Source organism: Micromonospora sp. NPDC050417 (assembly GCF_044458865.1).
GTDB lineage: Bacteria > Actinomycetota > Actinomycetes > Mycobacteriales > Micromonosporaceae > Micromonospora_G.
Genome location: NZ_JBITIH010000027.1, coordinates 1 through 14,030, shown reverse-complemented (window position 1 = coordinate 14,030; position 14,030 = coordinate 1). Strand labels below are relative to the sequence as shown.

General features: G+C 70.0%; 11 protein-coding genes. 6 read left to right on the top strand and 5 right to left on the bottom strand.

Annotated features, from left to right (window positions below):
* Positions 1-30: 30 nt before the first annotated feature.
* The 4 genes from ACIBF5_RS27990 to ACIBF5_RS27975 are packed head-to-tail and all read right to left on the bottom strand — an operon-like array spanning position 31 to position 4,285.
* The gene (locus tag ACIBF5_RS27990) at positions 31-681 is read right to left on the bottom strand and encodes a GTP-binding protein (protein WP_396815875.1); all 651 of its coding nucleotides are present in this window, start codon (positions 679-681) and stop codon (positions 31-33) included.
* Positions 662-1,054: a DUF742 domain-containing protein gene (locus tag ACIBF5_RS27985; RefSeq protein WP_396815874.1), complete on the bottom strand. Its 393-nt coding sequence runs from the start codon at positions 1,052-1,054 to the stop codon at positions 662-664. The genes ACIBF5_RS27990 and ACIBF5_RS27985 overlap by 20 nt, the downstream gene beginning before the upstream one ends.
* The gene (locus ACIBF5_RS27980; RefSeq protein ID WP_396815873.1) at positions 1,044-1,463 is read right to left on the bottom strand and encodes a roadblock/LC7 domain-containing protein; all 420 of its coding nucleotides are present in this window, start codon (positions 1,461-1,463) and stop codon (positions 1,044-1,046) included. The genes ACIBF5_RS27985 and ACIBF5_RS27980 overlap by 11 nt, the downstream gene beginning before the upstream one ends.
* The gene (locus tag ACIBF5_RS27975; RefSeq protein WP_396815872.1) at positions 1,463-4,285 is read right to left on the bottom strand and encodes a nitrate- and nitrite sensing domain-containing protein; all 2,823 of its coding nucleotides are present in this window, start codon (positions 4,283-4,285) and stop codon (positions 1,463-1,465) included. Before ACIBF5_RS27975 ends, ACIBF5_RS27980 begins: the two co-directional genes overlap by 1 nt.
* A 477-nt stretch (positions 4,286-4,762) precedes the next feature.
* Here ACIBF5_RS27975 and ACIBF5_RS27970 point away from each other — a divergent pair, with 477 nt between their 5' ends.
* The 3 genes from ACIBF5_RS27970 (at position 4,763) to ACIBF5_RS27960 (ending at position 6,659) form a co-directional block, all read left to right on the top strand.
* A complete protein-coding gene (locus ACIBF5_RS27970) occupies positions 4,763-5,404 on the top strand; it encodes a hypothetical protein (protein WP_396815871.1) in 642 nt (213 codons plus the stop codon).
* A 14-nt stretch (positions 5,405-5,418) separates the two neighbouring features.
* On the top strand, positions 5,419-6,162 hold the full coding sequence (locus ACIBF5_RS27965) for a hypothetical protein (protein WP_396815870.1): 744 nt from the start codon (positions 5,419-5,421) through the stop codon (positions 6,160-6,162).
* Between the two features lie 131 nt (positions 6,163-6,293).
* Entirely contained in the window at positions 6,294-6,659 is a 366-nt protein-coding gene (locus ACIBF5_RS27960; RefSeq protein ID WP_396815869.1) for a hypothetical protein, read from the top strand.
* An 83-nt stretch (positions 6,660-6,742) separates the two neighbouring features.
* On the opposite strand, the gene ACIBF5_RS27955 is transcribed toward ACIBF5_RS27960, so the two are convergent.
* Entirely contained in the window at positions 6,743-8,518 is a 1,776-nt protein-coding gene (locus ACIBF5_RS27955; protein WP_396815868.1) for a glycoside hydrolase family 6 protein, read from the bottom strand.
* An 805-nt stretch (positions 8,519-9,323) separates the two neighbouring features.
* Here ACIBF5_RS27955 and ACIBF5_RS27950 point away from each other — a divergent pair.
* The 3 genes from ACIBF5_RS27950 (at position 9,324) to ACIBF5_RS27940 (ending at position 13,831) form a co-directional block, all read left to right on the top strand.
* Entirely contained in the window at positions 9,324-10,604 is a 1,281-nt protein-coding gene (locus tag ACIBF5_RS27950) for a hypothetical protein (RefSeq protein ID WP_396815867.1), read from the top strand.
* Positions 10,588-11,349, top strand: coding sequence for a class F sortase (locus ACIBF5_RS27945; protein ID WP_396815866.1), 762 nt, complete (start codon positions 10,588-10,590; stop codon positions 11,347-11,349). Before ACIBF5_RS27950 ends, ACIBF5_RS27945 begins: the two co-directional genes overlap by 17 nt.
* 169 nt (positions 11,350-11,518) lie before the next feature.
* The gene (locus ACIBF5_RS27940) at positions 11,519-13,831 is read left to right on the top strand and encodes an esterase-like activity of phytase family protein (protein ID WP_396815865.1); all 2,313 of its coding nucleotides are present in this window, start codon (positions 11,519-11,521) and stop codon (positions 13,829-13,831) included.
* The last annotated feature ends 199 nt before the right edge of the window (positions 13,832-14,030 follow it).

Genomic DNA, 14,030 nt, shown 5'->3' with positions numbered 1-14,030 from the left:
ACCCGGTTCCGGTCCGCCGACGGTTGGCGGTCAGTTCGCCGAGGCCGGTACGCCGCGCCGCGCCGCCACGTGCTCGACCAGCCGGACCAGTACGCCCTTGCCCGACTGTCGGCTGCGCGCGTCGCAGAGGATGACCGGCACGTCGGGGTCGAGGTCCAGCGCCGACCGTACGGCGTCGGTGCTGAACTTCTGCGCCCCCTCGAAACAGTTGACCGCGACGACGAACGGGGTGCCCCGGCGCTCGAAGTAGTCCACCGACGGGAAACAGTCGGCGAGCCGTCGGGTGTCGGCCAGCACCACCGCGCCGAGCGCCCCGAAGGCCAACTCGTCCCAGAGGAACCAGAACCGGTCCTGGCCAGGGGTGCCGAAGAGGTACACCTGAAGGTCCTCGTTGATGGAGATCCGGCCGAAGTCCATCGCCACGGTCGTGGTGTTCTTCTCCTCGACCCCGGCCAGGTCGTCGGTGCCGACACCGGCGTCGGTCAGCACCTCCTCGGTCTGCAACGGCCTGATCTCGCTCACCGCACCGACGAGCGTGGTCTTGCCGGCCCCGAAGCCGCCAGCGATAAGGATCTTCAACGCGAGCGGGACCCGGTGCGCGGATCCGGGCCGGTCAGAGCGCACGGACCCCGGCCGGTCAGAGCGCACGGATCCGGGCCGGTCAGAGCGCACGGAGTCCATTGACCACCGCCTTGAGGATGTCGTCTTCCGGGAAACTCGGTTCCGACGAAGGTTCGTGCATCGCGATCAACTCGGCCGTGAGAAGGTCGGCGAGGAGCACCCGGACCACCCCGAGCGGCAGGTCGAGATAGGACGCGACCTCCGCCACCGAGATCGGTTCCTGACTCATCCGGAGGATGTGCCGATGTTCCGGCTGCAACCCCTCAGCCCGGCCGTCACCGCTGGCCACCGCCGCCACCACGAACGCGACCAGGTCGAAGCCGCCGACCGCCGGACGTACCCGGCCGCCGGTCATCATGTACGGCCGGACCACCGGCCCCGCGTCGAGATCCAGCCAGTCGTGCTCCGGTCCGGGCATCTCGTCATCGCGCATCGGCACTCACCCCGCTGGCCCGGCTCGGCGTACTCAGGTAGTCGCCGACCCGGGTCACCAGCATCGCCATCTCGTACGCGATCAGGCCGATGTCGGAGTCGGCGGTGCAGAGCACGGCCAGGCAGGCCCCCTGCCCGGCGGCGGTGACAAAGAGGAACGCGGATTCCATTTCGACCACCGTCTGCCGCACCGGCCCGGCGGCGAACTGCCGGCTGGCCCCCTTCGCCAGGCTCTGGAAGCCGGCCGCCATCGCGGAGAGGTGTTCGGCGTCCTCCTGGTCCAGATCCCGGGAGGCGGCCATCAACAGCCCGTCCGCGGAGAGCACCACAGCCTGTTCCGCGGTCGGTACGCGCTCCACGAGGTCGTCAAGGAGCCAGGCGAGATCGGCCGGCCTCGTCAGGTGCACCACTACGCGTCCCTTCCCGTTTCGGTGGAGCCCGGGTCGACGACCGGGGCCTCGACTGAGCTGGCCGGTGCGCTGTCCACCGGGGCATTCTCGGCACCAGCGGCCGTGGACGCGGTGCCCCCCGCCGTCGCGGGTGTCGCGCTGCCCGTCGCGGGTGTCGCGCTGGTGGCGGCGGGGGTCGGCGGGACGGCCGCGTCCCGACGGCCGCGGGCGGTGCCGGCCTGCATCGCCGACATCATCGCCCGGACCTCCTCCGGGGTGCGGTCGGCGCGTTTCACCCGTTCACTGGCGGTGGCACCGACACGGCTGGGCGGATCGGCCATTCCCGTCGCCGGCTCCCGCAACTGGGGTGCCAGGCTGGTCTGACGAATCCGGCGGGGCAGTCCGTCCACACCGACCGGTGCGGCGGCCCGCTCTTGTGCGACCGGTCCGACCGGTCCGGTGCCCCGTTCGGCGGTCGGGGCGGCGGTTCCGGTCGCCCGGCCCCGGCTGGCCGAAAGACCCGGCTCGGTGGTGGCGTTCGGTTCGGTCGGTGCACCCGGCTCGGTGGTGGCAGCCGGCTCAGTTGTGGCAGCCGGCTCGGTCGGTGCCGTGACCGGCTCCGGTGCGGGCGGCACGCGCAGCGACGGTATGGGAGGTACGACCGGGGGCTTGGGTTCCTCGGGTTCGAGCCGGTTCGGAACCGCGGTGAGCCGGCCCAGGGTACGGGCCCGGCGCGCGGGCGCGTCCGCTCCGCCCCGTGGTCCGGCACCGGCGCGTCCGAGCGAGCCGGACCGCTGTCCGGGGCCGCCTCGGGGTGTCGTGAGGACGCCCGACAGGGTGCCCGGCTCCGGTGCCGCTGTGGACGGATCCGAGGCGGATTCCGTACCGAGTTGCGCGACCGGGACGGGACGGTTCGGTGTGCCGGGGTCGGCCGAGCGGCCGGGCAACGCGAGCGGGCCGTTGCCGGGCGCCACCAGCTCACCCGGGATCAACGCCACCGCGGTCACCCCGCCGTAGGGCGACGGTCGCAGCTGTACCCGTACCCCGTGCCGGGCACCGAGCTGGGCCACCACGAACAGGCCCAGTCGGGCACTGTTCACCGGGTCGAACTCGGGCGGGTCGGCCAGCCGCCGGTTCGCCGCCTCGAACGCCTCGGGCGTCATACCCAGGCCACGGTCCTCGACCTCGATCGCGTACCCGTTCGGCACCAGCTGGCCGGTGACCCGTACCCGGGTGTGCGGCGGCGAGAACGAGGTCGCGTTCTCGATCAGCTCGGCGAGCAGGTGGATGACGTCACCGACCGCCGGGCCGAGGGTCGACCCCGGTTGTACGGCGCCGACGTCGACCCGGGCGTAGTCCTCCACCTCGGAGATGGCGCCCCGCATCACGTCGATCATCGCCACCGGGTTGCGCCAGCCCCGGCCGGGTGCCGCACCGGCGAGGATGACCAGGTCCTCCGCGTGGCGGCGCATCCGGGTGGCGAGATGGTCGACCCGGAAGAGGTCCTCCAGCTCCTCCGGCGCGGTGACCCGCCGTTCCATCCGGTCCAGGAGCGCGAGCTGCCGGTGCAGCAGGGTCTGACTGCGCCGGGCGATGTTGAGGAAGACCTCGTTGAGTCCGCGCCGGAGCGTCGCCTCGTCGACGGCGGAACGTACGGCGCTGCGTTGCACCTCGCTGAACGCGTGCCCGAGCTGCCCGATCTCGTCCCGCCCGTACTCCAGCTCCGGGGACTCCTTGGCGACGTCGACCTCCTCGCCCCGGCGCAACCGGCCGACGACGTCGGGCAGCCGGGTACTGGCGAGTTCCAGCGCGGCCGTACGTAGGCCGCTCAGCCGACCGATCAGCGATCGGCCCACCCGGATGGCGAGGAACATGGAGAGGATGACGGCAGCCAGGCCGAGCAGGCCGGCGAGTCCGAGCCGGACCAGGATCCCGGCCGCCACCGGTGTGGTCCGTTCGGTGAGCGAGTCCGCCGCGGCGAGTTCGAAGTCGTGCAGTTGCCGCTGGGTGGAGTCGTAGCTGGTTCGCCAGGCGTCGGCGGCGATCGGCGGCGCGGCACCGTTGCGGCCCTTGGCGACCAGGTCGGCGAGCATGGCCCGGACCCGGACGAAGTCGTCCCCGTCGATCATCCGCTGGTACGCGGCCCGATCGTCGGCCGACAGGTCGGCGACCGCCTCCTCGTAGAGGAACCCCTGGGTGCCGATGGCCTGCACGATCTGGGCGTACTCGCCGTCGGCGAACCGGCCCGAGGTGAAGGCTCCGGCGAGTACGGCGTCGGCCTGGTCGAGCACCTCGCGGGCCTGACCGAGCGCGATCAGGTTGAGCGACTGGAGGTTGACGCCGTCGTAGGCCCGTGCCGCCATCGCGTCGAAGACCCGGTAGGTCAGCGAGATGGTGCTGGTGTAGAGGCCGAACGCGCCACCCCGGTCCATGTCCCGCCGGTCGATGAAGCCGCGACCCGAGGAGAGCGCGTCCAGGTTGGTGAAGAGCTGCTGGACCCGGCTGCGGAGCAGGTCGCCGTGCGAGTCGAGCAGGCCGCTGTCGTACGTCCGGTGCCGCATCTCGGCGATCGCCTGGTCGGTACGGGTCCGCTGGGCGGTCAGGTCGGCCAGGTCCCCGCCGGCGAGGTATCGGATGGAGAGCCGCCGTTCGGCCTGTAGCTCGCCGACCACAGCGGTGCCGGGTCGTCCCATGTTGTCCAACAGGGACTGTGAGGAGAGCAACCGGGTGACCGGCTCGACGGTGAGCAGGGTGGCGAAGATCCACAGCGCGAGGAGCGCGGAGATCGGCACGGCGACCAGCGCGATGATCTTCGAGCGGATCGTCCAGCTACGGCTATTCATCGGACCTCGCCCGGGGGTGGCAGGGGGAAGAACCGGGCCCGGCCGGTCCGCGGCCCCGGCCGGAGTCACGGAATATGGACGTGCGCCCCCGGCAGGATACGTAATCAGGGACGTATGCACTACCGCACGTTCCGAGTGGGCTTCCCGACGCTCTGTTCAATCTCCCCTAATCGGGCGGGCACCGATCGGTGAACTAAACCAGGGCCAATTTGTCACCGGGCCGCCACCGTTTATTGCGGGCAAGCGACTTCATCGATGGAACGGGCGGGTTACCCCCACCCCAACGACCATTTCCGGTGGCCGAAAAGTGTCAAGGAAGCCCCGAAGGCGGCACACCCGAGGGAAGCAGATGGCGAGTCCGATTCCCGGCATCTCGGGACGCAACGGACGCCCGATCGGGGCCGACGCCGAAAGTCGCCCTCTTGGGGATTGGCGATCACTCCAGAGCGGGAATACCAGATGCGAAGGAGGAACCCCATGTCACCCACGCAGATCATCGTCATCGTCGTGGCCGCCGTACTCGTCGTGACCGTCGCCACGGCAATCTGGGCGGTCGGCCGCCGGGCGGCCCTACGGCGTCAGTTCGGCCCGGAGTACGACCAGGTGGTCGCCGACCGGGAGAGTCGCGGCGACGCCGAGCGAGAGTTGCGCGACCGTACCCGCCGGCACGCCGAGTTGACCCTCACTCCCCTCTCCCCGGAGTCCCGTCAGCGCTACGCGAGCACCTGGGCGGAGGTCCAGGCCAGGTTCGTCGACGCCCCCCACGACTCGGTCGGCGAGGCGGACGAGCTGGTCACCCGCCTGATAGCCGAGCGGGGCTACCCGACCGGGAACTACGACGAGCAGCTCGCCTCCCTCTCCGTCGAGCACGCCCGCACCCTGTCCCACTACCGGGACGCGCACGAGATCCGCGAGCGCGACCAGCGCGGCGAGGCCGGCACCGAGGACCTCCGCCAGGCCCTGGTGCACTACCGCGCGCTCTTCGCCGACCTGCTCGGCGCGGATCCGGTACGCCCCAACGGTCCGGCCACGCAGACCGCGCCGACCGAATCGGGCAACTGGGGACAACGGACACAACAAATGTCAGAGCACACGCCGCAGGACACCCCGAGCCGTTGAGGAGAGACCCCACCATGCGTCAACAGGACCGGCAGATCCAGGACGAGCAGCGGACCGACCGTACGGCGGTCAAGGTCGACGACCGGGATCGGGCCGACAGCAACGACCGGACCGACAACCTGGACCTTGAGAACGCCCGGAACCACACCGACGACCTGGTACGCGACGACGGACGGAACCGGACAGACGACCCGAACCGGGTCGATGATCTGGACCGGGTCGAGTACCACGAGCCGGCGCCGCTGCCGACCACGTTCGGCGCCCCGACCGTCGGCGGTGCGGTCGCCGCGTCCGCACTGGCCAGCGGCGACCGGACCGAGGAACCGGATGCCCGCGAGGAGAGCACCGTCGCACCCGACAACGGGGCTGGCGACGGGCAGGTGAACGATGCCGTGACCCGGGTCAGCCCGACCGGTACGTCCGACCGGTTGGCGGCCGGGCCCGGCACGCCAACCGCCACGACCTCCCTCGGTGACGGCGACGGGCTCGGGACGTTGCTCGACGCGGAGACCGCTGAGCGGCTGCGGGAGCGTTGGCGCGACATGCAGCTACGCTTCGTGGACGACCCGCCGGGCGCGCTCGGCGAGGCGCGTGGGCTGGTCGACGAGGCGGTTCGGTCGTTCACGTCGGCCCTGACCGAGCAGCGCACCCGACTGGACAACGGTGACGCCGGCACCGACGGCACCGGCGAGACCGAACACATCCGGCTGGCGATTCGCCGCTACCGCGACTTCCTCGACCGGCTCCTCGACCGCTGACCGCAGCGCGAACGCCGTGCGCGGCGACGGGAGGAATCCACGGAGCCTGAGCGCCGGCGGCATGGGGTCGGCGATCCGGGGTAGCCGTACGGGTGGGAATGACGCCGCCACCGCCACAGGAGGGCAGCACGATGACGGAGCGTGATCCGGGCCTGGACCGGCCGTTGGAGGAGTCCCCGGAGATGGCCTCGGCCGCCGATGACGAAAGCACCGTGCCCCAGTTGCGCACCGGCGGCGGCCGGGATCGGGCCACGCCGGAATTCATCGGGTCGGACGACGTAGCGGGCGACTTTCCGCCCACCGACGAACTGATCGGCGACTCGCAGGGGGGCGGCTTCCCCGGCTCCGACCAGACCCGCACCGGGGCCGAACAGCCCTGGGAGCCGGAGGACCTGGTCGCGGCCTGGGGTCAGGACGCCACCCCGCAGAACCTCGAACGGGCTCGGCGGATGCTGGCGGAGCAGGGTTCCGCGGCCATCGAGAAGACCGTGCCCTGACCCTGGTGCGCACGGATCCCTGGTCCGACCGACACCGGTCGGACCAGGGATCTTGTGGTGCCGTACGCGGCCCTACCCGGGCACTACAGCGGCGGGTACGCGTTCTGCATCAGCTGCTGGAACTGCGCCGAGAACCAGTGCCCCGAGAGCGGGGCGTTGGCCAGTGCGCCGCTCATGTTGTTGCCGTTGCGGGCGTTGCCGCCGTACGTCGGGTCGCACATCCGGTCGAAGCCCTTACCCTCGTCGTTCGGGATCTCGGTGCTCGCGCCGTCCGACTCGCCCGGGGGCTTGATCCAGACGTACGCGTCGATGCCCGCGGCCGGCGCGGCCCGGGGGCGCTCGCCGATACCGGCACCGCTCTGGTTGCACCAGTTGCCGAGGTGGATCCGGCGGTCGAGCCGGCCACCGTTGACAAAGGCGTTCACGTCGGTCTGCGGTCCGGGGCCGGTCGGCCGGGCCGAGCCACCCCAACCGTTACGGCCGGTGTCGATCAGCATGCCCACGTTGGAGTTGAAGCCGGCGCTGATCAGCTGCGTACGGAACGCCTGGGCGAACGACTGCTCGTCCACGTACCGGTTCCAGTCGACCCACGTGGACTGCCGTACGGACGTACCACCCACGGAGCTGTTGATGGTGAAGTAGGGCTCGGTGAGGGGGCCGTAGTTGGCGGTGTTGACGATGAATCCGTGCACGTTGCTCACGGTGCTGCCGGAGGCGCGTGCAGCCTGGGCGAAGAGCGTGGCGGACGGGCCGAAGTTGTCGTCCCAGCCGATCCAGCCGTGGTGCCCGGCGTCGATGTAGTTGTACGTGTTCGGCAGCGCGCCCAGCTTCGCCAGGGCGTACCCGACGCCGTTGACGTAGTTGCCGTTCGCCAGCATCGTGTCGCACTGCGGGGTCGCGGTGGCCCGGCTACCGGTGTTGGTGACCAGGTTCGGCAGCGAGTCGATCTCGATCACGTTGATGATCCGGAGGTTGCGGTACTTGGCGTCCCCCATGATCGCGGCGATCGCGTCGATGTATTCGGTCTTGTACCGGGGCAGGTCTGTCGGTCCCAACTCGCCGTTGGACGCGAGCGCGGCACAGTCGCGGCCGGGCAGGTTGTAGATGACGATCTGGATGTAACCGGCCCCCTGCGCCAGCGCACCGTCGAGGTGGGCTCGGAGACCACGTGCGCCCGTCGTGCCGTTGATCGCGGCGATCCGGTCCATCCAGACCCCGGTCGGGTTGTTGGAGATCCGGCTTCCGCCCGGCTCGGCGTCCGCCTTCGCCTTCCAGTCCGGGTTCACATAACCCGTGACACCGACGTACGGGTTGTCGACCCGCGCTCCGCCCGGGGGCGGGGTGGTCGGCGGTGGGGTGGTCGGCGGTGGAGTGGTCGGCGGTGGGGTGGTGGGTGGCGGAGTGGTCGGCGGTGGGGTGGTCGGCGGGGTGCCGCCGTTGCACACCGTGCCGTTGATGGTGAACGAGGTCGGGGACGGGTTGCTGCCACTCCAGGCGCCGTTGAACCCGATGCTGGTGGAGGCGCCGGTGGCGAGGCTTCCGTTCCACGACATGCTCTGCGCGGTCACCTGGCTGCCGGACTGGCTCCAGGTCGCCGACCAGCCCTGTTGCACTCGCTGGCTGCTGTTGGGGAAGGCGAAGCCGAGGGTCCACCCGTTGAGCGGGTCCCCCACGTTCCGGATCGTCAGACTGGCGGTGAAGCCACCCGGCCACTGGTTGGCGGAGTACGTGACGCTGCACTGGGTTGCCGCGTGCGCCACGGTGACCGGGATGGTAACGAGGCCGGCTGCTACCAGTGTGCTCGCACCGGCGAGTGCCAGCGCTTTGCGTCGGCCGGACCATCTGCTCCATAAATTCATGCGACTGATCTCCTTGGGCCAGCCGGTCCCTGGTGGCGGGAACCGGCGCGGCAGCCTCGGAACGTGGACCGGTGGGGTCGTCCGTAGGCGCCATGGGGGAAATGCAGGGTGTCGCCCGACCCGGACGGGCTGACGGGGGTGGTGGTGCCGGCCGCAGTCACCGGCCGGGCGGACGCCGACCGGAAGAACCGGCTGCCCTCGGCGTCGTACTGCGCGGTGTGGCTCCCCTACACAGTGGATGAATTCTTGCATGGGAGCGCTTCCACCACAACACCTCTCCAGTGATGTCTACCGATCCCTATCCCACTATCCCCGCCGCCGGTCGCCGCCTCAACCCCGCCCACCCGTGACGCGAGCCGGGCGACGCGAACCCGGCCGAACCCCCGCCTCGGCGACCACGCCGCCGTTCCCCTCAACCCCGGCGGTACGGGCCCAAGCCGAAGGCCCTGGCCGCCTCGGTCCGCCCCTTCGGTCGCACTCCTCGTGCCGAATGGGAAAGCTGTGACTGAAGAGATTCGGGCAGCCATCACGTAAAGCGCCAGAAACGGGATCATCGGGATTCGGATTGGTCAGCGGTCCGGAAAAGACGAGAGCCGGCATTACCGCCCGCACGGATCGGGTCGTCCCGATCAATCAGCAGTCGGCGCGTACCGCCCGATGACCGAGATAGCACGGCCCATCACTCGTTCGGGGCGATAGTAGAAATGCCGTATTAATCCGACTAAAGCTCACAAACAAGCTAGCCTCGGTCATGGCTCGGCTCTCGTCGGGCCCACGGTGAACAGGGGAAGGAGTGACGAGAGTCATGTCTAAGAAGTTCCTCGGCAAGGTCGTCGCCGGAGCCGCCCTCGGTGGAGCATCTTTGCTCGTCGGCGCACCCGGGATCGCTTTCGCGGATGGCCCGTCCACCAGCGCCGAGCCAGGCCAGGTCTTGGCGAAGCCGCAATGGGCGAAGCCTGGTCACGAGGTCACCATCGTCGAGATCTGCAAGGAGCCGCAGGAGAGCCCTTGGGTCTGGTCGAAGCTGACCGGGAAACTGGAGCTCACCCCCAAACATGACACAAAGCCCACAAAGAGCCCGGAACAAGCTCCGGCCAGTGAAATCGCCCGGAGCAGCCACGAGACCGAAGAAATCGAGACATACAAGAACACCGAGCAGTACAAGGAATACAAAGAAAACGAGGACTACCAGCTCGACAAGGAATACCAGGAGTACAAAAAGTACAAAGAGTACTTGGAGTACAAGGAATACCGAAGCAAGAAAGCACAGCCTGCCCCCGAGCAGAATGGTGCGGTCGAGGCCGCACCGACCAGTGGTCTTCCCGAGCCGGTGGCCCCGAACGGCGCCACCGAAATGACGATTCCCGAGGAGCACGCCGCTCCGGCGGAGGGCACGGCCGCACCGGGGGCGCCCCCGGCAGCCGATCTCGGACCGGTCGAGGAGTACACACCGGAGCAGGCCGACCCGGCCGCCGAGCCGGACGCTCACGGCGACAAGGGCGAACACACCGGCACCGACGGCGGACCGGCAACCGCCGATGAGCCGGCGCAGCCGGGCGACTCGGTGCAGGCCGAGGACCCGGCAAAGGCGGCCGACGGTGCTCCGACCGACTCCGCGCCGACGGCGGAGGAGAGCAAGGACCCGGCCGCCAGCCAGGGTGACTCCGGCGAATGGAGCAAGGAAACCGACGCTGACGGCAAGTCCGGCGGCTGGGACCCGAACGCCAAGGACGAGGCGGGCGCGAAGGACGACGCCGACGCCAAGTGGGACGACGGCGCCAAGGACGAGGCAGGCGCGAAGGACGACGCCGACGCCAAGTGGGACGAGAAGGACGGGCAGGAGAAGGCCCACGCCTACTCGGCCACCACCACGATCCCGGCCGACGCGAAGCCGGGCCACTACCAGCTCAAGGGCTCCTGCGGCTTCGGCACCCTGGTGGTCGTACCCACCGGGTGGGTCGATGGCGGCGACGGCGGAGCCAGCGACAACGGTCTCGCGACCAGCGGCGCGGCGATGCTGGGTGCGGCGGCACTCGGCGGCATCGTACTGATGCGGCGGCGACGGATCGATGGCTCACTCGCCTGAGACGTCGGGGGGAAGGGCCGGCGGGCGTCACGTACTCACGTGGCGCGCCGTCGGCTACGCCCTCGTCGCCGTACTCGCCATGGTCGGCTCCGGGCTCATCGGGGCCTCGCTGAACTCCACCCCGACACCTCCACCACAGCCGGCGGCGGAGGCGGCGCCGGCGTACCTCGGCCCGGCCCCGGTCGAGTCGGCGGCACCGGTCGACCCGGACCTGGGGCCGGTGCCCAACACCGGACCGACCACAGCCACTCCCGGCCCCGCCGGGATGCCGCGCTCGGAGCCGACCACCATCACCATCAAGAAGATCGGCGTCGCCGCGAAGCTCATGTCGCTCGGCGTCGACCCGCACGGAATGATCGAGGTGCCGCCGTTGACGCAGGCCGAACTCGCCGGCTGGTACCGGCTCGGCCCCAGCCCCGGCGAGATCGGCAACTCGGTGATCGTCGGACATGTCGACTCGCACGAGACCGGGCCGGCGGTCTTCTTCAAGCTGGGCGCGTTGAAGGCCGGGGACGCAATCGAGGTAGCCCGCAAGGATGGCACGGTCGCACAGTTCACAGTCGACGGTGTGAAGTCGTACCCGAAGGTTTCCTTCCCCACCGATCTGGTCTACGGACCGTCGGAGAAAGCGAGTCTCCGGCTGGTCACCTGCGGTGGCCAGTTCGACCAGAAGAAGCGGAGTTACCCGGACAACATCATCGTGTTCGCCACCGCGACCACGGACACGGCCAGCACGCCGCGATAGCAACGGTCGCCGTACGCGAATTACGCGCATCCCCCAACCTGGCCGGGTCTCGCCTCACGGGACCCGGCCAGGTCCAACTTCTTTGCCCGCCGTTCATATCCGGGATCGATTCCGCTTGTCTGCCCGTGCGACCTTCCATGGTCGAGACCCGAGCAGCATCGGAGACGCAATGCCTGCCAAAAAGATATATACGGCGCTGACCGTGGCGGCTGTCGCCGCGAGCACCCTCACCGGTGTGGGAACGGCCGCCGCACACGGGAAGTCGGATCGCTCGCTCTCCTTCGACCGCACCGCGACCTACCCGGTCTTCCAGAACCGGCCGGCGGGTGAGGATCCGGCGACGCCGACCGTCGCGGAGATCTCCGCGGTCAGCGAGGACGGCCGTACGTTGATCTACACCGACGCGCTGGCGCGCCGAATCGGCTTTCTCGACCTGACCCACCCCGACAAGCCCCGTGGCCTGGGCACACTCGCCCTGTCCCAGTTGGGCGACGCCGAGGACGAGCCGACCTCCGTCGCCGTCGTCGGCCAGTACGTCCTGGTCGTGGTCAACACCAGCCCCAGCTTCACCGCTCCCTCCGGCCGGCTCGACGTCATCTCCCTGCGTACCCGGCAGCGGGTGGCCAGCTTCGACCTCGGTGGACAGCCCGACTCCATCGCGATCAGCAAGGACAAGCGGTACGCGGCGATCGCGATCGAGAACGATCGCGACGAGGACGCCGCCCCGCCCGGAGGCGAGGAGGGGGATCTGCCCCAGGCCCCGGCCGGCTTCCTCCAGATCGTCGACCTGACCGGCGGCAACCCGAGCCGCTGGCGGACCCGGCCGGTGGCGCTGACCGGGGCGGACGGCAGCGCCCTGCCGGCGTTCGTCGCCGCTGGCTTCGCCGAACCGACCGACCCCGAACCGGAGTACGTCTCGATCAACCGGAACAACGAGGTCGCGCTCACGCTCCAGGAAAACAACGGGATCGTCCTGGTGGACCTGCCGTCCGGTCGGATCGTCCGGGCGTTCAGCGCGGGTACCGCCTCGGTCAGCGGCATCGACACCGTCGAGGACGGCGCGATCGACCTGAGCGGCTCGATCAAGGACGTGCCGCGTGAACCTGACGCGGTGGCCTGGATCGACGACCGGTACCTCGCCACCGCCAACGAGGGCGACTGGCACGGTGGCACCCGGGGCTGGTCGGTCTTCGACAGCCGTACCGGGCGGGTCGCGTGGGATGCCGGCAACAGCTTCGAGCGGCTCGCCGTCACGTACGGGCTGCACAACGAGGACCGGGTGGAGAAGAAGGGCACCGAACCGGAGGGGGTGGCGGTCGCCGAGTACAACGGTGTCCGGTACGCCTTCGTCGGCTCGGAGCGGAGCAATTTCGTCGCCGTCTACGACCTCAGCCGCCCGGCCAACCCGGTCTTCAAGCAGGTGCTGCCGGCGACCAACGGCCCCGAGGGACTGCTCCCGATCCCGGGGCGGAACCTGCTCGCGGTCTCCAGCGAGGAGGACGACGCCTCGGTCGGCGTACGCGCCTCGGTGACGGTGTACGAACTCGGCAAGGGCAAGCCGGCGTTCCCGACCATCGTCTCCGCCACGGAGCGGTCGGGCACGGACAAGGCTCCGATCGGTTGGGGTGCGCTGGGTGCGCTCTCCGCCGTACCGGGCAAGTCGCACCTGCTCTACAGCGTGACCGACGCGGCGTACTCGCCGAGCCGGATCCTCACCGTCGACCCGACCGCCGAGCCGGCCGTCATCACCGGCGCGCTCACCGTCTCCGACGCCGGGGGCAACCCCGTCGGCTACGACGCGGAGGGCATCTTCGCCCGGCCGCAGGGCGGTTTCTGGCTCGCCGTCGAGGGCACCACCGGTGCCGGCAACAAGCTCGTCAGGCTCGACCGCAACGGGGTCACCAAGCAGGTCGTGGAGCTGCCGGCGGAGGTCGCCAGCGGCCTGGCGAAGCAGGGCTTCGAGGGCGTCACCGCGACCACCGACTCGCGCGGACGCGAGGTAGTCTGGGCCGCCCTGCAGCGCGAGGTCTCCACCGACCCGGCCGGCGTCGTCCGCCTGGGTCGCTACGACGTGGCGGCGGGAACCTGGAGCTGGTTCGGCTACCGGCTGGCCAGCACCTCCACCGCTGGCGACTGGATCGGACTTTCCGAGATCACCGTGGTCGGCGACAAGCTCGCGGTGATCGAGCGGGACAAGCTCAACGGCCCGGCCGCCCGGATCAAGCGGATCTACACCGTGGAACTGCCGCGCACCGCGGCGGCGCCGGGTCCGCTGCGGGTCCTGCCGAAGACCCTGGCGTACGACGTGCTGCCCGACCTGCGGGCGACGAACGGCTGGACCCAGGAGAAGCTTGAGGGCATGACCGTCGCGGGCGACGGCCAGGTCTACGCGGTCACCGACAACGACGCGCTCCAGGACGCCACCGGCGAGACGGTGTTCCTGCACCTCGGCTCCAGCAAGCGGGTCTTCGACCAGCGATAGTTCCCAGCCTCTCCGACCGACAGACGCCGCTGGCCGGGTCCCCTGCGACGGGGGCCCGGCCAGCGGCCGTTTTGCTATCTGTCCTACCTGGTCACTTACCTGGTGTCTTACTTGGTCCAGACGTCCTGGACGATGTGGGCGGCCTGGTTCTCCCACTGCGCGTACGCGTCCGGGAACGCCGACACCTGAACCTTCTGCG